This window comes from Salinispirillum sp. LH 10-3-1, assembly GCF_030643825.1.
Taxonomy (GTDB): Bacteria; Pseudomonadota; Gammaproteobacteria; order Pseudomonadales; family Natronospirillaceae; genus Salinispirillum.
On record NZ_CP101717.1, the window covers coordinates 2,506,085 to 2,530,829 of the forward strand.

A 24,745-nucleotide genomic window follows, 5' to 3' on the forward strand; every position below is an offset into this window, starting at 1 on the left:
AAGGCTGACTGGGGCATGACTGGAGAAATCTTGTTCGTTTTTGCCCTACTGGCAGGTACCATTTTGGTGTTCATTGCGGATAAAATTCGCATGGACGCCGTGGCGTTGGGCGTAATGGTGATTCTGGCGATCTCCGGCGTGATATCACCTACGCAAGCCATTTCTGGCTTTGGTGAGCCCGTCGTCATCATGATTGCCGGACTGTTCATTGTCGGTGAAGGCTTGGCGCGTACCGGTGTGGCTGCCAGTGTCGGGCGTCGTATCATGCGCTGGGGTGGGCACAGCGAAACGCGCTTGATGCTGATAATCCTGCCCGTCGTCGCGGTGCTATCGGCTTTTATGAGTTCAACTGGTGCAGTCGCACTTTTGATCCCGGTCGTCTTGAGCATGACTCGTGACTCCGACATTCAAGCATCGCGGGTGCTCATGCCAATGGCCTTTGCCGCTCTCATCGGTGGCATGCTTACACTCATTGGTACACCCCCGAACATCATCGTTACCGATGCACTTCATAACGCAGGGCTGGAGTCTTTCGGTTTTTTTGCCTTTACGCCATTAGGGGTCGCGGTCTTGGTGGTGGGCAGCCTGTATCTTGTTTTCATCGCACGCTTCCTACTCCCCACGCGTACAGAATCAAGCAACGAGTATGGCAGCGACCCCCTTCAAGTATTGTTTGAACGGTATGAACTGCAAGACCAGCTATTTCGTCTCAGTGTGCCACCCGGCAGTTTATTGATCGGACAAACAGTGGCCGATGCCGGCCTGCGCAGTCGTTACGAAACCACCGTGTTTGCCAGTCGCCACCGTGGCCACGCGCTCTCTACCATCGATGCGGTATTGATTAACAGCCAAGTTCAGGCTGAAGACACGCTCTATGTTTATGGTACCGGCGACCATGTGCGCCTGCTGTGTGCTGATCTCGGCTTACAGATGTCGACATTGGACCCGGATGAGCGGCGGCGCGTGCAGAAGTTCTTTGGCGCCATGGAAATCTTATTGATTCCACAATCCCCACTCGAAGGCCGCACCCTCAGTGACATCGAATTTCGGGCGAAATACGGCGCCAGCGTGGTAGGTGTGCGACGGCAGAATCAGGCTCTGAGCACGGATTTCAGCGGCACTACATTGGCCGTGGGCGACGCTCTCTTGTTGTCGGCCAGCTGGGAAGTGTTACGCAACCTGCATGGTGGGCGAGACTTTGTGATTCTTAATCAACCCACCGAAATGCAAGACGCACCCAGTCATGCCGACAAAGCCTTGCACGCCATCGCCATTATTCTCGGTATGATCGTGTTGATGACAACGGGCTGGCTGGACAACCTGACTGCCATCTTGTTGGCAGCCGTTTTGATGGTGGCCACCGGCTGTTTGAATATTACCGAAGCCTATCGTTCGTTAAACGGGCGCAGCTTGGTATTGATTGCCGGGATGATTCCGCTGGCATTGGCCATGCAATCCAGTGGTGCTGCCGAGCTATTGGTCAGCGAAGCGTTGGGTCGGTTTGGCGCGGCACCGCCGGTGGTCATCTGTGGCGGTATTTTTCTATTAACGGCGCTACTCAGTCAGTTCATCTCCAACACCGCCACGACGGTTCTGATGGCACCCATTACTTTGGGCATTGCGCAGGGGCTTGGCTTAAACCCCATGCCCTTTATGATGGCCGTAGCCATCGCTGCGTCGACTGCTTTCGCCACGCCCATTGCCTCGCCGGTGAATACCTTGGTGGTCACCCCGGGCAACTATCAGTTTATGGACTTCGTGAAAGTAGGTGTGCCTCTGCAGTTGTTATCCATGGCGGTTACCCTGTTGATGTTACCGCGCCTGTTTCCCTTTTGATTGCCGCTCTTTACGATAGGTATCCACCAACCAACCACTGATGGAAGCGCTGGGTGGCCGCTTGGGCAGCTGATCCAACGGCCACCAACGAGCATCCACAATCTCGTTTGGCTCAATAACAATGTCGCCAGAATCGTACTCAGCGATAAAGCCCAGCATCAGCTGATTGGGGAATGGCCACGTCTGACTGCTCATATAGCGCAGGTTCTTTAGCTGCAAACCCACCTCCTCAAACACCTCTCGATGCACCGCTTGCTCTACCGACTCACCAACCTCCATAAAACCCGCCAGCGTACTGTAATAGCCGGTGTGTTGGTGGCGTACACCTTGCGCCAGCAGCACCTCGTCTCCACGCACCACCAAGACAATGATGCACGGTTGGATGCGCGGGTAAAAACGCAAGCGGCACGGCTCACAGGCGAGATAGTGTTCCTCATAAGCGCGTGTTGTGGGCCTACCGCACTGCCCGCAGTATTGATGTTGGCGTAGCCAGGTCACCAACTGCGCCGCCCGGCTGGCAACGGCAAAGGCACTTTCTGACTCCACCAACAGGTCACGCAGATTCACCAAGCGCGTTTGCTCAGTTAGCCAGTGGTCGCGAAAAGCGGTCGCGTAATACGGAATACCGCCCACTTTCCCAAGCCATATTGGGTCTTCGGCGTCTGCCACCTCAACAAGCACAGGTGGCTGCCAGCGATCAGGTAATACCGACAGCACTTCGTGCCCGCGAACCTGAATCAACCGAGCCTTAGCAGGAATCTGCTCTGGTGGTGCATTCAACGCCCAATCAAGCTGTTCGATATCGTAAAGCATTGATCCAAAGCTCCGCAGTATTTAACCCCAGAATACCCGCTAAGTAGGCCAATTACGAGATCCTTAGCAGGCTTGACTGGCAAGCCAGGGGTTCTCAAACTACACTGAGTGCATCAAAAAAAGAAATGGTCTGTCCCCATGTTACGTGCGGCTGTATTGAGCCTAGTAGGCACGGCCTGTGTGTTGTCGGGCTCTGTTATGGCGTCTTCAACCGTAATCACCACGGTTGCACCGCAATCTTCGCTAGATGCCAGCTACCCCTACTTCACCGAGCTTTTGGAGCAAATACTGCAGGTGACTGCTCCATCCCATGGCCCATACGAACTGCACTTTGCAGATATCGCCATGACACAAGCGAGAGCCCTACGTGAAGTAGCGCAAGGTAATATTATTCAAGTTTACTGGGCAGGCACCAATTCGGACCGCGAGCGCGACCTGCAAGCGATTCCAATACCCTTGCTGAAGGGGCTTTTAGGTTATCGAATTCCTGTCATCAGAACCGCCGATGTCGGTAAATGGGCCGAAATACAAAACGTTGAGGATTTGCAAAGCCTGGTTGCCTGTCAGGGTGATAGTTGGCCAGATTCCGATATTCTGGAGGCTGCCGGCTTACCCGTCGAACGAATCAGCAGCTTTGCAGTGATGTATACGATGCTGGCCGGCAGACGCTGTGATTACTTTCCACGCGGCATTCATGAGGTTTTTCCTGAATTGGCGGAAGCACGGCTGGAGCGCCCTGAGCTCGTGGCCTTCACCGACTTGATCATCTACTACCCGTTCCCCATGTACTTTTTTGTCCCGCTGGATCGTGCAGACTTAGCCCAACGATTGACGTCCGGCCTAGAGTTGCTGATCGAAAGCGGCTGGTTCGAGTACAACTTACGCCAACACCCAACGCTGCAAGACGTGCATGCCATGCGCGGTTGGTCCAACGCTCATATCATTGAATTGCCCAACGACTTCTTAAGCGACACGATCAACATCAATGACGCCAAATATTGGATAACACCGGAACAGTTTCGCAGCGGGACGTGGTAGTGGCACTTCGCCAGGCGGCGACCCAACGCGCTGACCGGTCATTGAGTGGTCGATAGGGGTTTCTCGATGGTCACCATATCATCGTCAAGATGGGTGACCTGGTAACCACTATTAAGGCCTAACTTACGCATGCCATGATTCTCCGGTAACATTTCGGCACGCATCAGTTTGACATCACGACTGTGCGCGAATGACTCCAGTTGGGCCAGCATGTCAATGGCCAGACCCTGCTTCTGTACCGTTCGGTCGAGCAAAATTGCGAACTCCATGTTTTTTACCTTACCCAAGCGTGTCCAGCCTCGCACTTCACCCAGCAAGTGGCCTTGGTCGTCTTCCAATACCATGGCCATCTCGCGGTGATAGTCTACTTGGCACATGGCTGCCAGCTCTCGATGCTCAAAGTTCAACCGACTGCCAAAGAACCGCAAGCGCAAGGCCTCTGGCGTCTGCTGTTCAAACAACACCTTCATCGCTGGCTCATCTTCAGCGCGAATAGGCCGTAAAGTATAAGAAGCCTGTTTACGTCGCAGGGTTTTAATCCACTCACCTGGATAAACCGGAATCGCCGGGCTCACCGGCAAACCCCGCTGTGCTGCAGAACCCAACACCACCAAGCGATCATCACGCTCCAGCACCAAATTCATTTCCAGACCTTCGAGCCAAGGGCACTGCTCCGCCATTGCTGACAATCGCATAATGGCTTGCAATAACACATCTTCAGCCAGCACCGGTTGACGGCAGCGCTCTTGCAGCAATTCGTACACATGAGTTTCGCGCAACATCACACGCGCCAAGGTACGATTCAGCGGTGGCAAGGCCATATTCCGGTCCGAGCGCACGTTCGCCGAAGTACCTCCTAGTCCAAACAACAACACAGGGCCGTACACTTGGTCGCGCGTGATGCCCATGCTGAACTGCAGCGAGTCGAGCCGCCGCCGCATGGGTTGCACGGCGAAGCCATGAAAGGTGCTATCAGGAAAGTGGTTGGCCAGCTCGTCCAATAAGCGATCGGCTTCCTGCACCAACTGATCGGTGCTGGTGATATCAATAGCTACACCGCGCCAACGCCGCTGTGGATCGGCACTGTAGGCAAAGGGATAGAGATAACGTTCATGTAATAAGCGCAAGGACACCGGTTTTTCCGCTGCGACCGGCACTGCCGTCAAGGCGTCTCGATCTAGCCGGTAATCGGCGCCATTAAGTTCAAAACCAAATTCCGCCAACAGCGCGCGCGTATCGTCCCACGACAAGCGCGTAGGTAGGTCGTCCTTGATCGGTTTGGCATACTCCTCCAAGCGTTCCTGTTGGGGTAACGCCAAGGTCGTTTTCTCAGGAGTGCCGCGCAAATAAGCCTGCACTTTTTCATGCTGTACGATGGTAGAGAAAGCCACTACAGCGTCCATCGGCATATCAAAATTCAGTACTCCGGCATCATCAAGTTCCTGCCGCGCGGCGCCCACAGTAGCCTCTCCCATCCACACTACCATCAGTGTGCGCCGACTGCGCTTATGATGTGCCAACAATTCGTGAGTCACGCCCGCGACATCCAACCGAACACTGGGCACTAAGATCACCAGTTTGGCCCCAATATCCGGCAATTTGTCCAACGCATCAAGGCAATCACGCAGCAGCTCCGGACTCACACTGGCGGGTAAAATCAGCGGATTGTTGCGCGTACGCGGTTGATGCAAGGCTTGCGATTTGATGCTGTCCGGCAGCCCATCCAGATGAGCCAGCAGACCACCTTGGCGCTGCAGTTCCTGCTCGGCGAGAAACGCCGGGCCTAAGCCATTACCCAACAGAGCAACACGGTACGAATACAGAGTACGTGAGCGTACTAAGGTTTCCACACCACCTAAGAGCGTTTGAATGTTATCAACCTGCAACACCCCGGCGCGATCGAAATAGGCTTGATCCAGCTTTAAGCGGTTGGCTAACCCCTCCGGTACCGGCGTATCCATATCGGTTTTCAAAATAAGTACTTTTTTTGACTTCGAGGCAGCACGCAACGCCGTCATAAAGCGTTGCGCATTCCGAATGTTCTCCACATGCAGCAAGATGGCCTTGACCCGTCGGTCTTCCGCCAGATAATCCACCACATCGCTGATGCTGACATCCGCACGCGCCCCGACCGTTACGAAGTGCGAAAAGCCATAGCCACGACCGGTGGCCCAGTCCAGCAACGCCGATCCCAGCGCTGACGACATGCCCACATAGGCAATATTCCCCGGCCGCGCTTGAATGTGTGAATACGAGACGTTCATATTGAACGACGGCACGATCACACCCAGGCTGTTCGGGCCCATCAGACGAATACCCCAACGGCGTGCCAGTTGCGTCATTCGCCGCATGGTATTGGTACTGAGCTGATCGCGGGCCATGCCGCCAGACAACACCAAGGCAGCTTTTACACCGGCTTCGGCAGCACTTTTGATGGCGCGCAGTAACGCCTTAGCAGGCAGACAAATGACCGCCAGATCGATATGGTCTTCAGGGCGAATTTGATAGATGCACTTAACACCGTAGACCGTCTCGTAACGCTTTAAGTTCACGGCGATAATACGATGTGGATACCCGGCCCCTTGCAAGTTCTGCAATACCAGCCCACCCATGCTGCCCTCACGCTCTGACGCGCCCAGTACGGCAATGGATTTGGGCTGGAAAAACGCATCAAGGTCGGCCATGGGTCACATCAATGTAGGCATCAGTGAGTATGCACTACAGTAAAGCGGAAACACCGGAAGGGTGCAATCTAGGATGCGTAAGAATACGGTATCCTGCATTTAGGCAGCGTAATCATTGTCACCGGTTCGGCACAATTTCTAAAATCGACAATACCCTATATACTGTTTGCGCATCCTCAGCGTCTCGTCGTCCGTGGTCGGAGTTCTGTATGAAGACAGGTTTCATCTATCATCCAGCATGCTTAACGCATGACATGGGGCCTGAGCATCCCGAAAGCCCAGCTCGCTTGTCGGCTATCATTGAACAGTTGGAGCGCAACCCTTTGTGGCAAGAACTGGACATCTACACCGCGCACCGCGCCGAGGACCGCCATTTGCTGGCGGTGCATCATCCGCGTTACCTCGAACAGATAAAGTTACTCGCGCCCAAACACGGCATGATTCACGCCGGACCAGACACCGCTATGAGCCCGGGTAGCATTGAAGCGGCCTACCGTGCAGCGGGCTCCGGTGTACAAGCCGTAGATGGCATCATGAACCACTTTTATCAAAATGCCTTTTGCGCCACCCGCCCGCCCGGCCACCATGCCGAGCCAGCCACCACCATGGGCTTCTGCTTTTTCCATAACCTGGGGGTTGCCGCGCGCTATTTGCGCCAGACTTATCATATTAAGCGTATTTGTGTGATCGACTTTGACGTCCACCAAGGCAATGGCACGGTGGAAATCTTTCGTGACGACCCGGACGTACTCTTTTTATCCAGTTTCCAGCACCCGTTTTACCCCAATTCGCATTGGCAAGCACAGCACCCGCACATGCGCTTTGCACCACTGGAAGCGGATACAGATGGCACAGAGATTCGGCGTATCTGGCAGGACGACTGGCGGCACGCCATTCGGGAACACCAGCCCGAGTTCTTCTTTATTTCTGCCGGTTTTGACGCCCATACAGACGACCCCTTGGGCGAACTGAACTGGACCACGGAAGACTTCCGCTGGCTGACCGAATCCATTAAAGCGGAAGCTGATAAATTAGCGCAGGGGCGCATCATCAGCTTTCTCGAAGGCGGCTATGATGTGCATGCGCTGGCCGATTGTGTAGAAGCCCATATCGCCGCACTCATGGGCCGCTAGACGGTGACCAAACCCTACATTCAGCACACAACCGAACAAGGTACACTATGTCTGTAACCACATGGGACCCAACCCAAAAACCCAATCACCCTGAACTGACGCGTGTGCGCGGTTGGACGGCGCAGGCTTGGCCCTCCGCAGATGCTTTAGTCCAGCTCAGCGATGACGACCGGCACACACTCCAAGCTTGGATCACGCTGGATTGGACATTGTGGGAACCGGTCATCAGCCAACTGACCGCCAGCGAACTGGTCCACTTGATGCAGTTGATGACGCTGGCAGAGGGTCACATTGGTGGCTGTGATGCGGGCGCCAAATCCACGGTCATACACGCCTTTCGCCAGCACAAAGCCAAGTTCGGCGCGCCCGATAAAGAACTCGTACGCTGGATAAAAGCCAATACACAGAATCGCTTCCTGCCTTACGGCCCAGTGCTGTAAGACGCGGGAAGCCTGTTGTTATGACCGCTGCGCTGGCCGACCTCCCGCTGTATGCTCACCGTGCGGCCTTTGCTGCAGATTCCGGCAACCCTCTGTTGGTGGAAGCTGAACCTGGGGCTGGTAAATCGACCCTGATTCCGCTGTGGGCGCTCGATGCTTGTCCGGTCGAGCAGCAGGTGTGGCTGATACAGCCGCGTATTCTGGCGACGCGGGCTGTAGCCCGTCGATTGGCCAGCCTGCATCCGCAGCCGCAAACCGTCGGTTATCAGGTCCCTTACGAGCGCACAGTCAATGAACAGACACGCTTACGGGTGATGACACCGGGTATTTTTTTGCAGCAACTGTTGCATGACCCGGCGCTCAGCCAAGTACATACCGTCATCCTAGACGAAGTGCACGAGCGCTCAATGCAACAAGATATTGCTTGGGCATGGCTGCAAGAATTGCTGGTACTGCGCGACGATTTGCGCGTGATATTGATGACCGCTACGCCCGACCCCGCCTTGCGCCAACAAGTCACACATCGCTTGCATGCCGTGGGGCGCCAATTCCCGGTACACACCCAGTGGTTGCCACCGAACCCCAATGAACGCTTGTCCAGTCAGGTGGTGCGCGCACTTCATCAGGCCAAACCCGATACCGATGCCACCATTCTGGTGTTTTTACCCGGCTGGCACGACATCGAAGCCTGTCACAAAACAATCACCCAGCAGTTCCCCACGCGTCAGGTGGTTCGCCTGCACAGCGTGGTCAGCAGTGCCGAGCAGCAGCAAGCCATCGACCCGGCAAGCGGCCCACGCATCATTTTATCGACCAATATTGCTGAAACGTCCTTAACGGTGCCGGACGTCACCTGGGTGATCGACAGCGGGCAGGCGCGCTTTCAGCAATTTGAGCAAAGTACGGGAGTGTCTCGCCTCGTCACACGCCAAATCAGTCAAGCCTCGGCTGATCAACGGCGCGGGCGGGCGGGACGCGTACAGTCCGGACACTGTATTCGCTTGTGGTCAGAAAGCCTGTCTTTGGCCCCCGCAGAACGACCTGACATTCTGCACTCCGACGCCATACCACTTGCTCTCTTATTAGCCCATTGGGGCACAGACGCGGCGTTACTGAACTGGCCCGACCGCCCTTCTGCCATGGCGCTACAGCTGGCACAAAAACGCCTACACAGCTGGGGGCATGTAGATGAGCGGGGCAAAATAACCGCACTCGGCAAGCAAGTCTCTGCGTTGGGCACGCACCCTCGTATCGCCGCATGGCTACAACAGTACCGGCGGATTATTCCGGCTGACGCCCTGACGTTGGCGCTGGCGCTGCATTTCACGCCAGAAACCGGCGACGACCCGGCCGCTTGGCGCGCACAGGCAGACCAGCAAGCACAGCACCACCCGCACTGGCAACAACAAGCCAAGCGTTGGTTGAAGGTATTGTCCTTAACAGTGGATAGACAAGCCCCCTGGCAACCCGAACACATTGCTGCGGTCATGCGTGACCGCATTGGTGTGCAGAAATCATCTGGCCTGTATCGCCTGGAATCAGGCATCAGCGTGCAGGGCAGCCAGACTACTATGGGCAGTGACTGGGCGTTGTTTTTGTCGGTGCAACGTCGCGGTGAACAGCATCTTGGCTATGCCGTACCACTGTCACCGTCGCGCCAACAGCAGCGCGCTTGGAGTTCGCCTCAGCACCAACTGGCACGTACACGACACGGCTGGATGCAGGAAACTCAGTGGCTACTAGGTGGCCGGGTGGTGGATACAGAACGTCATCCTGTTCCAGACACCGAACTACCCAATGCACTCTTGAGCGTGATTGCACTGAACCCGCTCACACCTGAGTCATGGGATTCCAAAGCCAAGACATTACTGGCGCGCGCCCGGCTCGCCGCCAGCAAAGCTATACTGGCATTGCCGCCGGTAGACAACGAGTCTTTGCATCAACGACTGGCAGATTGGTTGTTGCCCTTTTTGAATGCCGACACCCAGCTGGACAAATTACCGTGGTACGAAGGACTAAAATTCTATCTAGGACAGGATGGGGTTCACCAATTACGTCGTCTACTGCCTGATGAAGTGACCCTGCCCAGTGGGCGCCAAGCGAAGGTGGACTACAACGGTGAGCAACCAATGGTCGCAGGTAAATTACAGGAATTTTTTGGCGCCAAGACAATGACACTGGCCGATGGACGACTTCCACTGACGCTGCATTTGCTGTCACCAGCCGGACGTCCATTAGCCATTACGGCTGACTTGGGGTCTTTTTGGGCCAATAGCTATCCCAGTGTTAGGAAGGAAATGCGCGGCCGATATCCTCGCCATCCATGGCCAGTGCATCCAGACCAGCATATTGCCACACACAAAACAAAGCGCGCATTGCTGCCCGACTGAATGTCGTTCTTGTTCCTATAAATTAGGTGACTAAGCAGCAGTGATGCTGCTCAGTCGCGCAAAGGCCACTGCTCGACCGGTCTATTCTCAATCAGCTGAATCGGGCCATATTGGCGCTCTATAGCACGCAACACGGTAAAAGCCTGCTCTACCGTGGTTTCGTCGTCGGTATTCTCAGAAGTGACCGAAAGGGCTAGGCGCTGCACGGTGCGCAGCTTAGCTCGAAATACACAGTGCTCATCGTTAAATTGTGCGACGAATTTATTAAGGGTATCTGGAGTTCGCAACGGGTTCAGCATCTGAATGGTCCAGACTACTTCCCACGCTCGCGCGGATAGACGACGTTTTGATGGGATTAACGGGAGATCGTCCATGACCATATGACTGCTGTCCGACATCGCTGGACTGGGCATACTATCCCTCCGGTTATTGACAAGTTAGTGAACAAATTTTAATCAGACATTAGAGAGAGTTTTGGCACTTGTCAAATTACCAAATGGCACAAAACCACAAAAAGCATAAGACTGAGATCTGGTTAACAGTATTGTGTCACGGCGTCACATACCGGTTACTTGCAGTACATATCGTGCAACAAGCCTATAACACGCTCTACCTTGTCGCTTTTCAAGCTGTAGTGGACCATCTGCGCTTCTTTGCGAATCGACACCAAACCTTCATTGCGCAACCGCGCCAAATGCTGAGACAGGGCCGATTGACTTAAAGGAACCTGTTGATTGAGCTGAGTAACGGTCTTTTCGCCGTCCAACAAGTTGCACATAATCAGCAAGCGGCATTCATGCCCCAGTGTTTTGAGCAGCGCTGCAGCGTCAGCCGCATTTTCGGCCATAGCTTTCATGTCATCTGCGGTCATTAGCAGCGACTCATCCTTCAATTGTTTCACGTTAGTATTTTCCCTTGTTCCATGTTGCCTTGTTCTCCATACCGGTGACGAGCTCCATGAAAATGATATTTTAATCAGCAGTACATTTTGCACCCAAAGCAGGACAGCAGGCAAGCACCGTGCGGTTATTTTGTCGCTGCCTCACAAGTCCGCCAACTCAGTTTCGCGGTTTACAGACCCCGAAGAGTGAGGCACTATCGACTCATTAATTGCGTTGAAAATAACCCGTCAATACCATGATATCCCAAATGAAAACTACGCTTGTTTTGCAGTTACGTCGCTTGGCCGCCTTCTTTTACGACCTTATGGTCATGCTCGGCTTGATCATTGTTGCTGGCTTTTTATATCTTGGTGCGCAGATGCTCATCTTGGGGACCGACGTCGTAGAGCCCGGTAACCTATTGTTTCGACTGTATCTTTGTCTCATTATCTTCGGCTATGTGTACATCAGCTGGCGTCGCGCAGGTCAGACCATCGGCATGAAAGCATGGAGATTAAGAGCTGTCAGCACTGATGGCAGCCAATTAACCTTTCGCCAGATCCTGTCCCGATTTTTGGTCGGCATCCTAACTTTCGGATTTTTCGGCTTAGGCTATCTATGGTCATTCTTAGACTCTTCAGGCCGCACGTTGCCCGAAATCCTATCCAACACACAGACACAATCTGTCACAAAAATTAGTAATCCATAACAATTATTATGCTTTGACTTCAACCGACACACTCAATATAACTGTGTTCTTTTTAACCAGTCGTGCAGAGCAAAAGCCCTGCACGACCCGCCTACAACAATAATAAGCAACGGATTGCCTGAACAGACTCGGAAACACGGGTCGTTCAAGAAATAAGAAAGAGCCATCAACTGGCCAACGTCAAAACGCACAGGCATTAGAGCGCAGGCGCCATTTTTGGCCCGAGGGACAGTGTCTGTGGAGGTTCAGCAGCCTCCAATAACATAAACATGGGAGCAACAAAGCATGTCTTTAACCATTGCCATCCCCAGGGAAACCAGCAAGCAAGAGAATCGGGTGGCAGCAACACCTGACTCGGTGTCAAAACTGATCAAGCTTGGCTACTCTGTGGTCATTGAACGCAACGCTGGCGCCGCCGCCAACTTCACCGATGCAGCTTATGAAGCCGCCGGCGCGGAAATCGTTACACCAGCGAAGGTCTATTCACGGGCCGATATCCTGTTAAAGGTCAATGGCCCGCAAGTCCGGACAGACCTCAAGAACGGCGACGAAGCAGCTCTGCTGAAGAAAGGCAGTTACTTCGTCAGTTTTCTACAGCCCGCATTAAATCCAGATACATTACAGCGCTTTGCTGACCAAGGTGTGACAGCCTTAGCCATCGACGCGGTGCCGCGCATTTCGCGGGCACAAAAAATGGATGCATTGAGTTCCATGGCCAACATCGCAGGCTATCGCGCCGTGGTCGAGGCCGCTAACGTCTTTGGTCGTTTTTTTACTGGCCAGATCACCGCCGCCGGTAAAGTACCACCCGCCAAGGTCATGGTGATAGGCGCAGGCGTTGCCGGGCTTGCCGCCATCGGTGCGGCCAAGTCTATGGGTGCCATTGTGCGTGCCTTTGATACGCGCCCCGCAGTGAAAGACCAAGTCGAAAGTATGGGGGCCGAGTTTCTGGAACTGGACTTCAATGAAGACGGAACCGGCGCTGGTGGTTACGCTAAAGAGATGAGCAAAGAGTTTATCGAAGCGGAGATGGCTCTATTCCGGGCCCAAGCAAAAGAAGTCGACATCATCATCACCACGGCGTTGATTCCCGGAAAGCCTGCACCGAAATTGATCTTGAAAGACATGGTTGAATCGATGAAAGACGGTAGCGTCATCGTCGATTTGGCTTCCGCTAACGGCGGCAACTGTGAACTGACCACCCCGGATGAAGTGGTGGTGAAGCACGGTGTCACCATTATTGGTTACAGCAATCTTCCGAGCCGTTTGGCTGCGCAGTCATCGCAACTGTATTCCACGAACCTCGTCCACTTACTGGCGGATCTCACGCCCGAGAAAAATGGTGAGATCGCGCTGAACATGGAAGACGAGGTTCAGCGCGGCGCGACGGTCGTGCACGCGGGTGAAATCACCTGGCCACCACCGCCGCCAAAAGGTGGTCAAGACGGCGGTGCGAAGCCCGCTGCTACTGCAGAGCCCGTGGTGGCGAAGAAAGAGAAGACGCCAATGTCCGGCCGAACCATTTCCATCTACTGGGCCATTGCCGGGGCACTGCTGCTCGGTTTAGGCTCCGTCGCCCCGGCCGATTTTGTGGGTCACTTCTTCATCTTCATTCTGGCAATCTTTGTTGGTTGGCAGGTGATCTGGAACGTCAAACACAGCCTGCACACACCACTGATGAGTGTGACCAACGCCATCAGTAGTATTGTGATCGTCGGTGCGCTGTTGCAAGTCTCGGTTGAGGGCAGCATCGTCGTGCCGATCATGGCAACCATTGCCGTGTTTGTTACCAGTATCAACATTGCGGGTGGCTTTTACGTCACACACCGTATGCTGAAAATGTTCCGGAAATAAGGAGAGCGATTCATGATAGGCACTATCTCAATGGCGTACCTTTTTTCCGCCGTTATGTTCATTCTCAGCCTCGGTGGCTTGAGTTCACAAGAAACCGCTAAACGCGGTGTCTGGTATGGCATCACTGGCATGATCATTGCGATCATTGCAACGGTGATGAGCGCCTCGGTGCAGGCGTACGGCATCATTGCAACCGTGATGATCATTGGCGCCATCATTGGCTTGGCCTTGGCGCGCCGGGTCGAAATGACCGCCATGCCGCAGTTGGTCGCCATGCTGCACAGCTTCGTCGGCTTGGCCGCCGTGCTCATCGGCTGGAACAGCTACCTGGACCCGGCGTTTAACTACACCGGTGCCGACATGATCATCCACAACACGGAGATCTATCTCGGTATTTTCATCGGGGCAATCACACTGACCGGCTCTCTGATGGCTTTCGGCAAGCTGCAAGGCTTTATCTCCGGCAAACCGCTGACCTTACCGGCCCGCCACTGGCTGAATTTGGTGGCCTTGATCATTACCGTTGTCATTCTCGTACTTGTGGTGCCAGAACAGCCGAACCCGCAAAGCGCCGCGCTGATCTTCGTGATGACGGTTATTGCTCTGTTGCTGGGCATTCACCTAATCGCGGCCATCGGCGGGGCAGACATGCCCGTGGTCGTCTCTATGCTGAACAGCTACTCAGGCTGGGCGGCAGCAGCGACCGGCTTTATGCTGTCGAACGACCTGCTGATCGTCGTGGGCGCTTTGGTCGGTTCGAGCGGGGCTATTCTGTCTTATATCATGTGTAAAGGTATGAACCGTTCGTTCATCAGCGTCATCATGGGAGGATTCGGTACAGACTCCTCTACTGCCGGTGGCGATGAAGACCACGGCGATGTGGTTGCTACCTCAGCGGAAGATCTGGCCGAGGCGCTCGACAACGCCGACAGCGTGATCATTGTGCCTGGCTTTGGTATGGCGGTGGCGACAGCACAGACCGCCGTCAGTGATCTGACCGATGTCCTGCGCAAGAAGGGCAAGAACGTTCGCTTCGCTATTCACCCGGTCGCCGGTCGCCTGCCTGGCCATATGAACGTGTTGCTGGCAGAAGCCAATGTGCCTTACGACATCGTGATGGAAATGGACGAGATCAATGAAGATTTCGCCACCACCGATGTCGTACTGGTGATTGGCGCGAACGATATCGTCAACCCAGACGCCATCGAAAAACCCAACAGCCCTATTGCTGGCATGCCAGTATTGGAAGTTTGGAAAGCGCGTCAGTGCGTGGTACTCAAGCGCAGCATGGCAACCGGCTATGCTGGGGTACAGAACCCGTTGTTCTATAAAGAGAATACGCGTATGTTATTTGGTGACGCGAAAGACAGTGTGCAAAAGATTGCCCACTCTCTAAGCTAACCATCATGAACCTGAGAAGCCCGCCGTGTGCAAACACCGTGCGGGCTTTTTTGTTCTTGCGTGGTGCAGCAGATCAGGCAGCCATAGGGCCACAAACTTGCCTACTGTTTCATAAGGCAGAGCCGTGCTATCTTGACACCTGATTGACCTTAATCAGCCCCGTTTAAGCGCCCAACAATGCGCAAAGGACCAAAGGTTATGGCTAAAGTGGGATTAGTTCGAATGCTACTGAGTTTTTTGCTGTCGGTAGCCGTTACAGCGGCAATAGGTGCCGTGATTCAAACACAATTTAATTTAGCGGCGCTAGAAAGCTTAGGGGTTGATATTCCTTGGTCTCTGCGCCTGGACTCGACACTGCACGACCTCTTGGGATTCACCCCGGTGTTCGCCATCCTCGTGCTGGTTGGCTTTCTCTGTGCCTTCCCGGTCGCCGGTGCACTGTCGAGCATTTTAACACCACTACGCGCAATCATTTATGCGCTTGCTGGCGTTGCAGCACTTTACGCCGCGTTTATGATCATCAATAGCCTGCTACCCATGCCCACCTTAATTGCCGCAACCCGAACACTAGAAGGCTTGGCAGCAATGAGCGCCTCGGGAGCCCTGGGCGGTTATCTTTATGCTCGGCTAACCAAACGCAAGCAACGTGGCTGGGACAGCGACATTGGAATGAGGTTTCGATAATGCACAGGTTTTTTGCCCGATTTACTCGCCAAACCCTCCTCGTCATGGTGGCAGGAGCTACAGCACTGGCCGGCGCGCAAAGTCACAACAGCGGCGACTTTCGAACCGAAACTCTGACGTCAGGCTTCCAGTTTCCATGGTCGATGGCATTTTTGCCTGACGGTCGCATGTTAGTGACCGAGCGCGTTGGGCAACTGCGTATCGTGAATGCCGACGGCATCTTGGTAGATCAGATCGTGACCGGTTTACCCAATGATATTTTTGTCAGTGGTCAAGCCGGCCTGAAAGATGTCGTATTAGCCCCAGATTTTGGCACCAGCCGCCGCCTATTTCTTAGCTATGCCTGCGGCACTGCAAGCGCCAACAGCTTGTGCTTGAGCAGTGCTATCTTTGAGCAAAACAGCTTATCGGATCTGACTGAAATTTTCCGCACTCAGCCTGCGAAATCAGGCGCAGCACATTATGGTGGTCGCTTGGCCTTCCTGCCCGATGACACCTTTGTACTGACCACCGGTGACGGCTTCGACTACCGCGAGCAAGCACAGAACCGTGCCAGCCACCTCGGCAAGCTGATCCGCCTGCACCAAGACGGTTCAGTACCTGACGACAACCCATTTTTAAACGACTTGGATACAGCACCGGAAATCTATTCTCTAGGCCACCGCAACCCGCAAGGGATTGTCTATGACCCCGTTCGCCAACGCTTGATCAGCCACGAACATGGCCCGCGCGGCGGCGATGAATTGAACATCATCACCGCTGGCAACAACTATGGCTGGCCGATCACATCGCACGGTGTTGATTATACGGGCGCACAGATAACCCCTTTTCGTTCACGACCGGGTATGACTATGCCCATCATGACTTGGACGCCCTCTATCGCACCATCCGGCATGACGCTCTATGACGGAGATCTCTTTCCCCAGTGGCGCGGCGATCTGTTTATTACTGCCCTGGCAGGCAAAGCACTGCATCGAGTGCGCTTGGTAAACGACCAAGTGCGCACCGAAGAAAAATTGCTCACAGAATTGGACGAACGCTTGCGCGACGTGCGTACCGGCCCCGATGGCGCACTCTATGTTTTAACCGACAGCGCCATTGGGCGACTGCTACGCTTAACGCCCGTGGATTAGGAAGCCGCAGCCAGTTGCGCGGCGGAGATCAGCGCCTGACCGACGAACCGATGCAGTTCGCGCACGTAGCGCCCGCCCGGGGACGGTGGATTAGGATCAGAAGTGATCACCACCGTCATTTGCATGCTGGGAATTACATACAATAACTGGCCTCCGTAACCACGCCCATAGTAAACACGCTCACCCGCCAGTTCGGTGATGAACCAACCGTAGCCATAATCGTCGTTGCTCCACGGGGACGTACCACGGCCACGCCAAGACTCTTCGATCCAACGTTCAGACAACACCCGCTGGCCGTTAAACATCCCCCCTTGTCGATACATCTCCCCAAAGCGCAGCAGGTCATTGGGTGACATAACCATGTCGTTACCACCAAAATAGAAGCCTTGTGGGTCGCGCAACCAAGGATTCACAGTTATACCCAAAGGGTCGCCCAGCCAGTCACGTGCCAAGGCTAAGGTGCTGCGACCGGAGGTTTCAGTCAAGGCAACCGACGCCAAGTGCGTACTGCCCGTAGAGTACAGCATACGTCCGCCGGGCTCGTCGACAAAAGGACGGCTAAGAGCGAAGGCAACCCAATCACTGCTGACCACCCAGCGGCCATAATTGCCGCCTGACGTCCGTTCAAGCCCTGCTCGCATCGACACTAAATGCTCGAGCGTAATCTTATCGATACCCACGCTGGCATTGGAAGGAATTCGACGTGGTATCAGCTCTGGCACCGTTTGTTCCATGGTCACCACATCGCGATCAACCGCCGCACCGACAATCGCCGACAACACCGTCTTCGACAGGGATTTGATGTTCGCCGGCCGATCAACGCCGGGGCCGCCGAAAGATTCCGAGATTTCAATCTGTCCTTGGTAAGCCACAACCAGAGAGTGCAGGCGAGAAAATTGGCTAGCTTGTGCCACCGCACGTGCCTTCAACTCCGGATTTAAACCCTCAGCACTGACCGTCGTCACTGCTAGGCAGGCCATGATCCCCAACAACACCTTAAGTCGAATCATACGTTGCCTCTTAGATTGGAAACCACGCCTTTAGCGGCATGCTCATTATGGGATTGCATAGCGGGTGCTAAACGAGTCTTACCTGCCTAGATCAATCCTGCAAGTTACTATGCAGACAGAAAACACCAATACAGCACCCGTAACCCCACTTTTATAGCGTTTTCATCTTTCAAAACCCACCTATACGCCCGATTAGTCTTATAGCCCAGATATCGTTGTGTAAACTTTAAGCAGGTGCACTGACAGCGGAGCTTGCTGATGAAACGATTCTTCTACTTGGCGAAGTCCTTAGACAATGTTGAAAACATTTCTCATACGATGGAAAAGAACGGCATTGATTACTGGCATTTTCATGTGCTCAGTAAAGATGAGGATGGCGTTATACGCCGACGCCTTCACACTGCCAATATCTTTCAACGGTTGGATATTGTACACAGTATGCAACGAGGCATGATTTGGGGCTTATCGGCTGGGCTGGTCATTGTACTGGGCGTCACCTTGATCTTCAGTGACCTGAGACAGGAAGTACACCCGCTGTTCTGGATGGCCATGACCGCATTCTTTGCGATGTTTGGTACTTGGGTCGGCGGTCTGTCGGGTGTTCATTTTGAAAATTATAAAATTCGGCGCTTTCACGACCAAATCGAGGCAGGCATGCATCTGATCATGATCGACGTGCCGCGCGATCAGGAAGACGATGTGCGTAATCTAATGGCTGAATTCCATCCCGAAGCGAAATGGCAAGGTGCAGAAAGCACTTGGGATAACCCGTTCAAGGGTGATGACGGAAAGGCGCATTTTATTAAGTAATACCTATAAATCCGCACCTAAGGGTTTAAGGAAGCAGTAACCCGAAAACAAAAAAAGGGGCTTGAAGCCCCTTTTTTGCATCACACAACGACCTTAGTTCATCATGTTTTGCACGCGTTCCAACAACTCAGGATCATTCTGAATGGCAAATGCGATGTTGTTGTACGTCGCCACCTCCAAACCAATGTCCTCGACTGCTTCTACCATCAATTGACCGGCTTCTTCTTGCAATGCTGCAGCGTCAGCGGGGTCTTCAACCGTCGCCAAACGTGCAGAGTATTCGTTACGAATTTCTTCAATATCAGTCTGTACCTCCACGAAGAGCTCCAGCTGCTGCTCATTAAATTCTGCATCCATTTCCTGGGCTGACACAGCTGCTGCGCCACCCATACCGATCAACAGGGCAAACATCAGGGCGATTAGCTTTTGCATAAGATTTCCTCTCTCGTTGCTTCACTTTGGGTTCACTTAACGACATCGCACAGACCATGCCACCTTTGCTAGATAACTCATAAGTAACTGTTTTTATTGACTTAATCAATATTTTTCGGCGTCCACGCCAGGTCACCCCTGATTTGACATCAACCACATCAGTGTGTCATTTTGACGCATGTGCCAACAATGCTTGTAGGATTTTGATGCCATTTCCCTCTATCTGGACCAGCCTGCGCGCTGTGCTGCTGTGGCAGGTTGCCCTGCCTATGCTCGCCCTACTGGCCCTGATTCTAGCCGGTGCGCTGGCCGTAATCAGCGAACTTAGCGAGCAGCGCTTACAGCGCGACTTACGACAGGTTGCACGGGCCATTCATCTCCCCGTGTCACAGGCGTTAGAGCGTAAAGACTTCGCCCAGTTACAGACGAGTCTTGAATCGGTATTTGATATCAGCGAAGTCTATGGTGCTTATTTATTCGACGAAAACGGGGGGCGCTTGGTAAGTTTTGGCGCGGTAAACCCTACTCAAGCACAAGCAGATGAAGCGCTGCAGCTGACCGAACGCGGCGAATTCGCTCAGTATGAACGCATTCGCGGGCGCAATGTGTATTCTTTCTTCCTGCCACTCTTCGATACCTCTGGACAACCCAGCGGCCTCTTACAGGTCACTCGCTTACGCGCCGACATCGAACGTGAGTTGACCCAACTTAAGGCGTGGTCATGGCTCGGCTTCGCCGCCGTCGCGCTGCTCATTCTTGGCACCTTAGCGCTCACCCACCAACGCAGTGTTGGTCGGCCCTTGCAGGCCTTACTGACCAGCATGCGCCAAGTCAGTGCCGGGCAAATCAGCCATCGTGCCAAGCCCGTGGGGCCACAAGAAATCCAAGAGCTGGCATCAACCCTGAATGGCATGCTGGACGCCATAGCAAAAGCAGAGCAACAAGCTGCTGAACAAAGAAAGGCTGGTGAAATACTGACCGAAAAGCTACGACAAACCGAAACCCTTGCAGCCTTGGGTCAACTGTCCGGGGGTGTAGCCCACGAATTAGGCGCACCACTGACGGTGGTGGATGGGCGGGCTCGCCGTCTCTTGAGGCATACGACTGCCCCGCAGGATGTGGCCGAGCTGGAGGACATTCGTGAACAGACACGCCGCATGACGGCCATCGTTGAACAGTTGCTCAGCTACGGCCGCAGCTCACGCCACCAGCATCGTCCTATTGCATTGACGGACTGGCTGGAACAAACGCTGCAACACAACCGCGCTGCCTTTCATGCAACGCAAATTCAGGCCGGGCCTGAGGTATCCGTATACGGTGACGCGCTGAGCCTTGAACAGGTACTCAGCAATCTCTTGCGTAATGCCTGGCAGGCACCAGAGGTCAACCAGGTCGCGATCCGCTGGTCGGTAACGGACGGCACACTGCAGCTCTCTGTGGAAGACAACGGCAAAGGCATAGCAACAGACCAGCGCGAGCGGATATTCGAGCCGTTCTTCACCACCAAACAACCCGGTGATGGAACCGGGTTGGGCTTGGCCATCGCACAGCGGGTGCTGCGCGAGCACAATGGCCAGCTCAGGGTGTCCGACAGCGCATTGGGTGGCGCCTGCTTTACGCTGACCCTGCCGGTGCATCGAACAGATCAAGGTACGCATCATGAATAAACCAGCCTTACCCATTCTATTGGTCGAAGACGATGAAGCGCTCGCCCGCCTGATCAGCGACGAATTGGATACCGAGGGGTGGTTGTTGACCGTATGCCATACGCTGCAAGCGGCGAATGAATGGCTGGCCTCTCATCGTCCCAGTCTGGTCATCACGGATTTACGATTGCCGGACGGTAATGGCATGGAACTGGTGAACGCCCTGACCGCAGATGAGCGTGCCGACCGCCCCAGCATCATTGTTATTACTGCCTTTGGCAGCGTGCGCCAAGCCGTCAGGGCCCTTCAAGCAGGGGCTAACGACTTCCTGACGAAACCCTTAGATATCGATCACTTCATGCTGTGCGTACAACGCGTGTTGCAACACCGCAGCCTGCACGATGAGCTGAACCGCTACCGGGCACTATCGCAAGATGCCGGGTTCCACGGTTTGTTTGGCCAAAGCCCTGCCATGCGGCAACTGTACGAACAAATCCGGGTGATCGGCCGCGCTCAGGGGCCCGTCTTGATCAACGGTGAAAGTGGAACCGGTAAAGAGTTGGTGGCACGTGCCTTGGTGGCGGAGAGTGATCGCGCTGACAAGCCCTTTCTGGCTGTCAATTGTGCAGGGATTCCGCAAGAATTGCTGGAAAGTGAATTCTTTGGACACGCTGCTGGCGCCTTCACCGGAGCTCGTAAAGCACGTAAAGGCTTACTGCAAGAAGCCAATGGCGGTACGCTGTTATTGGATGAAATTGGCGAGATGCCCCTGTCTCTGCAAGCCAAGCTGTTGCGTGCTTTGCAAGATGGCTCTATACGCCCGGTCGGGCAAGACACCGAAGAACAGGTAGATGTACGCATCATCGCTGCCACGCACCGCGACCTCCGCCAGCAGGCGGAGTCAGGCGCGTTCCGTGAAGATCTGTACTATCGCCTCGAAACCTTCGCTCTGCATGTCCCAGCCTTGCGTGATCGCGGTGACGATCGCGAGCTGTTGGCGCAGCGCTTTCTCAATCAGCTCACCATTGCACAAAACAAACCGCAGCACGGATTTTCTTTGGCAGCGCGCCAGCTGATCAATGACTACCCGTTTCCGGGCAATGTACGAGAGCTACAGAACGCCGTAGAGCGTGCCCTGGCGTTCTGTCGCGATCAGGAAATCACGCCTGAGCACTTGCCCAGCCGTATGCTACAGACAGCAACACTAGCAAGCACCGAGACTGTGCGGCATGGCCCCAACCGCGACGCGTCGAGCCTACTGCAAGGGCCCGTGCTGCCCACGCTCGACGAGTTGCAGCAGCGCTATGTGCATATGGTGCTCGATGAAGTACAGGGCAACAAAAGGCGCGCTGCAGCCTTGTTAGGCATTGGACGGCGCACCCTGTATCGCTGGCTGGAAGCGAGCGATACAGCAGACGAGTAAATCAGCTCGCTTGTTTTTGCGCAATTTCACGCAGGGCGTTGACGAACACGGCAGCGGGCTGGCCGCCCGTGATGGCATACTGGTCGTTGATGATAAAGGTCGGCACCGAGCTAACCCCCATACGCCGCAGTTGCTCTTCTTCGCCGCGCACTTCTTCGACATACTGATCCGAGTCCAGAGCAACCAGCGCTGCGTCACCGTCCAAGCCTGCCTGCTCTGCAGCACGGCGCAATACACTCGGATCACCCGGGTTTTCGTTGCGCTGAAAATAGGCTGCGAACAACGCTTGTTTCAGTGCCGATTGCTTTTCCGGACCTGCGCTATCCAATGCCCAACGCAATAGACGATGAGCATCAAAGGTACCGTAAATTCGCATATCCGGCGAAAAGTGAAAGGCGAAACCCGCTTGTTCACCGATGTCTGAAATCCGCTGACGATTTGCTTCACTGTCCGCTGCGGTGCTGCCGTATTTCTTAGCGAGGTGCTCACCCAGATGTTCGCCTTCCGGCACGATATCCGGATTTAACTCAAAGGGTAGCCAAGATATATCTGCGACCACCTCCCCTTTGAGCTCCTGCATGGCCTGCAGCAAGTGGGCGTAGCCAATGGCACACCAAGGGCAAACGACGTCCGAGGCTATCTTGATATTTAGAGTCGCGGTCATGCTACTGGCTCCCAAAAAGTCCAAATCAGTTACGGGCATTATACGACTTTACAGCACGATTAGATGTTTCCTTCTGTCACTCATCCGACGCTCGGTAAACTTCCGCTATACTGCACTGTCTTCTTAACCCATCAGTCTTGGATGCAACACTTGAACGGAACCATTTCATGACCCGCCAGCAACAGGTCTTGCAAGATGACATCGGCACGCTGATAAGACGGCTGTCGGGGCCAATGGCACTCGGCATTCTGGGTATCATGTTGTTTACCTTGGTCGATACGTGGTTTATCTCCCTGTTAGGTACTACTGAACTGGCAGCGGTGAGCTTTACCTTTCCGGTAACATTTGCGGTAATGAGTCTCGCCATGGGCTTTTCGGTCGGTATGGCCGCAGTACTGGGGCGCATTTTGGGTTCTGGTCAACAGCGCCGCGCGGCCCGGGTCACCACCGACGGACTGCTGCTGTCCACTGTGTTGATCAGTCTATTGGCCTTGCTCGGAATCTTAACCATCACACCTTTGTTTACTCGCATGGGTGCTGACGCACAGACATTGGTTCATATTGAAGCCTATATGCGCGTCTGGTATCTCGCTGTACCTCTGCTGGTGATACCCATGGTCGGCAATGCCGCCATTCGAGCAACCGGCGACACCAAAACACCGAGCTTAGTGATGTTGCTGTCCGGTGTGATCAACGGCATTTTAGACCCGCTGCTGATCTTCGGGTTGGGCCCCTTTCCTGAGCTGGGCGTTCAGGGCGCGGCATTGGCAACGGCCATCAGCTGGTCGGTGACGCTGCTGGCAGCCTACTATGTGTTGCGCTATCGCGAGCATTTACTCACCTTCTCGCTACCGAGTTGGAGCGTTCTGTGGAGTAACTGGCGCGCCCTGTTGCGCATTGGTCTTCCGGCCGCCTTGTCGCAGATGATGATCCCCATCATAAATGGCTTCATCGTCAGTTTACTGGCTGTTTATGGCACCACTGCCGTGGCTGCCTATGGAGTCGGTACTCGCCTCGAAGCGCTGTTCATTGTGCTGGTGATGGCCATCAGTTCGGTGGTGCCTATCCTGGTTGGTCAGAACTTGGGCGCCGGACACTTTGCGCGCGCCCGCCAAGCCTTACTTTACTCCACCCACTTTGCGCTCAAGGTTCAGGCCCTGCAGTATGGCGTTATTTTCATTCTGGCCCCTTGGGTTGCGGCTATTTTTTCACGCGACCCAGAGGTGATCGAGTTAGCCACTTTCTATCTGCGTGTAATGCCGCTCTGTTATGGATTATTGGGCGTTACCTTTATGTTTACCCAAACATTGAACGCTCTGCATCTGCCATTGGCCAGCATGGCCATTAATCTCGGTCGTCTGTTCATGGTGAATTTACCGTTGGTGTTGCTGGGCAGCTGGCTATTCGGTGCCAAGGGTATTTTCATCGGGGTCTGCGTAGCGCACTGCTTGATGGGGTTAGGGCTGTATATCTATGTCCGCTGGTTCTTGGTCAACAGCGTATTAATGGGCAGCAAAAAAGGGCCGCAATTGACCATCGACACGCAGGGGCCAGAGATCGCGGTGCTCATCCAAGCGCGCTCATTGTCGGCATTCGATTTACTGCTGCCTGCCTTGGGTGAAATCCCCAATAACCACCCCGACCGCAAAGTACGACTGGAGCTGCATGCCCCCAGCGCGCTCTTAGAGACTTTTGAGCAACGCTTGGCGGCCTTGCAGTTGCCGCACAGCAGCATCCATCGGACTGTTTTAGCACCCGACTGAT

Annotated in this window: 21 protein-coding genes; 14 read left to right on the forward strand and 7 right to left on the reverse strand. The window is 54.3% G+C overall.

The annotated features are described in order from the left end of the window. The first annotated feature begins 15 nt into the window (after positions 1–15). Positions 16–1,836, forward strand: coding sequence for an SLC13 family permease (locus NFC81_RS11365; RefSeq protein WP_304994600.1), 1,821 nt, complete (start codon positions 16–18; stop codon positions 1,834–1,836). On the opposite strand, the gene nudC is transcribed toward NFC81_RS11365, so the two are convergent. Further along, positions 1,813–2,649, reverse strand: coding sequence for an NAD(+) diphosphatase (gene nudC, locus NFC81_RS11370; RefSeq protein WP_304994601.1), 837 nt, complete (start codon positions 2,647–2,649; stop codon positions 1,813–1,815). The two genes, NFC81_RS11365 and nudC, sit on opposite strands and share 24 nt — an antisense overlap. A gap of 138 nt (positions 2,650–2,787) precedes the next feature. Between nudC and NFC81_RS11375 the strand changes: the two genes are divergently transcribed. Next, positions 2,788–3,687: a hypothetical protein gene (locus NFC81_RS11375; protein ID WP_304994602.1), complete on the forward strand. Its 900-nt coding sequence runs from the start codon at positions 2,788–2,790 to the stop codon at positions 3,685–3,687. Between the two features lie 38 nt (positions 3,688–3,725). Here NFC81_RS11375 and NFC81_RS11380 read toward each other — a convergent pair whose 3' ends face one another. Then, positions 3,726–6,371: a bifunctional acetate--CoA ligase family protein/GNAT family N-acetyltransferase gene (locus NFC81_RS11380; RefSeq protein ID WP_304994603.1), complete on the reverse strand. Its 2,646-nt coding sequence runs from the start codon at positions 6,369–6,371 to the stop codon at positions 3,726–3,728. Between the two features lie 209 nt (positions 6,372–6,580). Here NFC81_RS11380 and NFC81_RS11385 point away from each other — a divergent pair, with 209 nt between their 5' ends. The 3 genes from NFC81_RS11385 to hrpB are packed head-to-tail and all read left to right on the forward strand — an operon-like array spanning position 6,581 to position 10,334. Continuing rightward, positions 6,581–7,504, forward strand: a complete 924-nt coding sequence (locus tag NFC81_RS11385) for a histone deacetylase family protein (protein ID WP_304994604.1) — start codon at positions 6,581–6,583, stop codon at positions 7,502–7,504. Positions 7,505–7,551: 47 nt separating this feature from the next. After that, on the forward strand, positions 7,552–7,944 hold the full coding sequence (locus NFC81_RS11390; RefSeq protein ID WP_304994605.1) for a hypothetical protein: 393 nt from the start codon (positions 7,552–7,554) through the stop codon (positions 7,942–7,944). A gap of 20 nt (positions 7,945–7,964) precedes the next feature. Further along, on the forward strand, positions 7,965–10,334 hold the full coding sequence (gene hrpB / locus NFC81_RS11395; RefSeq protein ID WP_304994606.1) for an ATP-dependent helicase HrpB: 2,370 nt from the start codon (positions 7,965–7,967) through the stop codon (positions 10,332–10,334). A gap of 50 nt (positions 10,335–10,384) precedes the next feature. Here hrpB and NFC81_RS11400 read toward each other — a convergent pair whose 3' ends face one another. Together NFC81_RS11400 and NFC81_RS11405 are read right to left on the reverse strand one after the other, a co-directional pair. Continuing rightward, complete coding sequence (locus NFC81_RS11400; RefSeq protein ID WP_304994607.1) at positions 10,385–10,747, reverse strand: hypothetical protein; 363 nt, start codon at positions 10,745–10,747, stop codon at positions 10,385–10,387. A 155-nt stretch (positions 10,748–10,902) separates the two neighbouring features. Continuing rightward, positions 10,903–11,235, reverse strand: coding sequence for a metalloregulator ArsR/SmtB family transcription factor (locus NFC81_RS11405; protein ID WP_304994608.1), 333 nt, complete (start codon positions 11,233–11,235; stop codon positions 10,903–10,905). Positions 11,236–11,483: 248 nt separating this feature from the next. On the opposite strand from NFC81_RS11405, the gene NFC81_RS11410 reads away from it, so the two are divergent. The 5 genes from NFC81_RS11410 (at position 11,484) to NFC81_RS11430 (ending at position 16,996) form a co-directional block, all read left to right on the forward strand. Further along, on the forward strand, positions 11,484–11,924 hold the full coding sequence (locus NFC81_RS11410) for an RDD family protein (RefSeq protein WP_304994609.1): 441 nt from the start codon (positions 11,484–11,486) through the stop codon (positions 11,922–11,924). Positions 11,925–12,209: 285 nt separating this feature from the next. Beyond that, the gene (locus NFC81_RS11415) at positions 12,210–13,778 is read left to right on the forward strand and encodes a Re/Si-specific NAD(P)(+) transhydrogenase subunit alpha (RefSeq protein ID WP_304994610.1); all 1,569 of its coding nucleotides are present in this window, start codon (positions 12,210–12,212) and stop codon (positions 13,776–13,778) included. Positions 13,779–13,790: 12 nt separating this feature from the next. Continuing rightward, a complete protein-coding gene (gene pntB, locus NFC81_RS11420; protein ID WP_304994611.1) occupies positions 13,791–15,179 on the forward strand; it encodes a Re/Si-specific NAD(P)(+) transhydrogenase subunit beta in 1,389 nt (462 codons plus the stop codon). A 222-nt stretch (positions 15,180–15,401) separates the two neighbouring features. Then, complete coding sequence (locus NFC81_RS11425; RefSeq protein ID WP_304994612.1) at positions 15,402–15,863, forward strand: hypothetical protein; 462 nt, start codon at positions 15,402–15,404, stop codon at positions 15,861–15,863. After that, entirely contained in the window at positions 15,863–16,996 is a 1,134-nt protein-coding gene (locus NFC81_RS11430; protein ID WP_304994613.1) for a PQQ-dependent sugar dehydrogenase, read from the forward strand. The genes NFC81_RS11425 and NFC81_RS11430 overlap by 1 nt, the downstream gene beginning before the upstream one ends. On the opposite strand, the gene NFC81_RS11435 is transcribed toward NFC81_RS11430, so the two are convergent. Beyond that, a complete protein-coding gene (locus tag NFC81_RS11435; protein ID WP_304994614.1) occupies positions 16,993–18,006 on the reverse strand; it encodes a serine hydrolase in 1,014 nt (337 codons plus the stop codon). The genes NFC81_RS11430 and NFC81_RS11435 overlap by 4 nt on opposite strands. Positions 18,007–18,264: 258 nt before the next feature. Here NFC81_RS11435 and NFC81_RS11440 point away from each other — a divergent pair, with 258 nt between their 5' ends. After that, positions 18,265–18,816 carry a hypothetical protein gene (locus NFC81_RS11440; protein WP_304994615.1) on the forward strand — a complete coding sequence of 184 codons (552 nt, stop codon included), beginning with the start codon at positions 18,265–18,267 and terminating at the stop codon, positions 18,814–18,816. Between the two features lie 93 nt (positions 18,817–18,909). On the opposite strand, the gene NFC81_RS11445 is transcribed toward NFC81_RS11440, so the two are convergent. Then, complete coding sequence (locus NFC81_RS11445; RefSeq protein ID WP_304994616.1) at positions 18,910–19,248, reverse strand: DUF4168 domain-containing protein; 339 nt, start codon at positions 19,246–19,248, stop codon at positions 18,910–18,912. A gap of 206 nt (positions 19,249–19,454) precedes the next feature. On the opposite strand from NFC81_RS11445, the gene NFC81_RS11450 reads away from it, so the two are divergent. Together NFC81_RS11450 and NFC81_RS11455 are read left to right on the forward strand one after the other, a co-directional pair. Next, a complete protein-coding gene (locus NFC81_RS11450; protein WP_304994617.1) occupies positions 19,455–20,915 on the forward strand; it encodes an ATP-binding protein in 1,461 nt (486 codons plus the stop codon). Further along, entirely contained in the window at positions 20,908–22,317 is a 1,410-nt protein-coding gene (locus NFC81_RS11455) for a sigma-54 dependent transcriptional regulator (protein ID WP_304994618.1), read from the forward strand. The genes NFC81_RS11450 and NFC81_RS11455 overlap by 8 nt, the downstream gene beginning before the upstream one ends. Position 22,318: 1 nt before the next feature. On the opposite strand, the gene NFC81_RS11460 is transcribed toward NFC81_RS11455, so the two are convergent. Beyond that, positions 22,319–22,981 carry a DsbA family oxidoreductase gene (locus tag NFC81_RS11460; RefSeq protein ID WP_304994619.1) on the reverse strand — a complete coding sequence of 221 codons (663 nt, stop codon included), beginning with the start codon at positions 22,979–22,981 and terminating at the stop codon, positions 22,319–22,321. A gap of 167 nt (positions 22,982–23,148) precedes the next feature. Here NFC81_RS11460 and NFC81_RS11465 point away from each other — a divergent pair, with 167 nt between their 5' ends. Continuing rightward, on the forward strand, positions 23,149–24,744 hold the full coding sequence (locus tag NFC81_RS11465; protein WP_304994620.1) for an MATE family efflux transporter: 1,596 nt from the start codon (positions 23,149–23,151) through the stop codon (positions 24,742–24,744). Position 24,745 lies beyond the last annotated feature (1 nt).

Excerpts from the sequence above, each read along its gene's own strand:
- NFC81_RS11365 (WP_304994600.1), top strand. The coding sequence starts at position 16 with ATGACTGGAGAAATCTTGTTCGTTTTTGCCCTACTGGCAGGTACCATT.
- nudC (WP_304994601.1), bottom strand. The coding sequence starts at position 2,649 with ATGCTTTACGATATCGAACAGCTTGATTGGGCGTTGAATGCACCACCA.
- NFC81_RS11375 (WP_304994602.1), top strand. The coding sequence starts at position 2,788 with ATGTTACGTGCGGCTGTATTGAGCCTAGTAGGCACGGCCTGTGTGTTG.
- NFC81_RS11380 (WP_304994603.1), bottom strand. The coding sequence starts at position 6,371 with ATGGCCGACCTTGATGCGTTTTTCCAGCCCAAATCCATTGCCGTACTG.
- NFC81_RS11385 (WP_304994604.1), top strand. The coding sequence starts at position 6,581 with ATGAAGACAGGTTTCATCTATCATCCAGCATGCTTAACGCATGACATG.
- NFC81_RS11390 (WP_304994605.1), top strand. The coding sequence starts at position 7,552 with ATGTCTGTAACCACATGGGACCCAACCCAAAAACCCAATCACCCTGAA.
- hrpB (WP_304994606.1), top strand. The coding sequence starts at position 7,965 with ATGACCGCTGCGCTGGCCGACCTCCCGCTGTATGCTCACCGTGCGGCC.
- NFC81_RS11400 (WP_304994607.1), bottom strand. The coding sequence starts at position 10,747 with ATGCCCAGTCCAGCGATGTCGGACAGCAGTCATATGGTCATGGACGAT.
- NFC81_RS11410 (WP_304994609.1), top strand. The coding sequence starts at position 11,484 with ATGAAAACTACGCTTGTTTTGCAGTTACGTCGCTTGGCCGCCTTCTTT.
- NFC81_RS11415 (WP_304994610.1), top strand. The coding sequence starts at position 12,210 with ATGTCTTTAACCATTGCCATCCCCAGGGAAACCAGCAAGCAAGAGAAT.
- pntB (WP_304994611.1), top strand. The coding sequence starts at position 13,791 with ATGATAGGCACTATCTCAATGGCGTACCTTTTTTCCGCCGTTATGTTC.
- NFC81_RS11425 (WP_304994612.1), top strand. The coding sequence starts at position 15,402 with ATGCTACTGAGTTTTTTGCTGTCGGTAGCCGTTACAGCGGCAATAGGT.
- NFC81_RS11430 (WP_304994613.1), top strand. The coding sequence starts at position 15,863 with ATGCACAGGTTTTTTGCCCGATTTACTCGCCAAACCCTCCTCGTCATG.
- NFC81_RS11435 (WP_304994614.1), bottom strand. The coding sequence starts at position 18,006 with ATGATTCGACTTAAGGTGTTGTTGGGGATCATGGCCTGCCTAGCAGTG.
- NFC81_RS11440 (WP_304994615.1), top strand. The coding sequence starts at position 18,265 with ATGAAACGATTCTTCTACTTGGCGAAGTCCTTAGACAATGTTGAAAAC.
- NFC81_RS11445 (WP_304994616.1), bottom strand. The coding sequence starts at position 19,248 with ATGCAAAAGCTAATCGCCCTGATGTTTGCCCTGTTGATCGGTATGGGT.
- NFC81_RS11450 (WP_304994617.1), top strand. The coding sequence starts at position 19,455 with ATGCCATTTCCCTCTATCTGGACCAGCCTGCGCGCTGTGCTGCTGTGG.
- NFC81_RS11455 (WP_304994618.1), top strand. The coding sequence starts at position 20,908 with ATGAATAAACCAGCCTTACCCATTCTATTGGTCGAAGACGATGAAGCG.
- NFC81_RS11460 (WP_304994619.1), bottom strand. The coding sequence starts at position 22,981 with ATGACCGCGACTCTAAATATCAAGATAGCCTCGGACGTCGTTTGCCCT.
- NFC81_RS11465 (WP_304994620.1), top strand. The coding sequence starts at position 23,149 with ATGACCCGCCAGCAACAGGTCTTGCAAGATGACATCGGCACGCTGATA.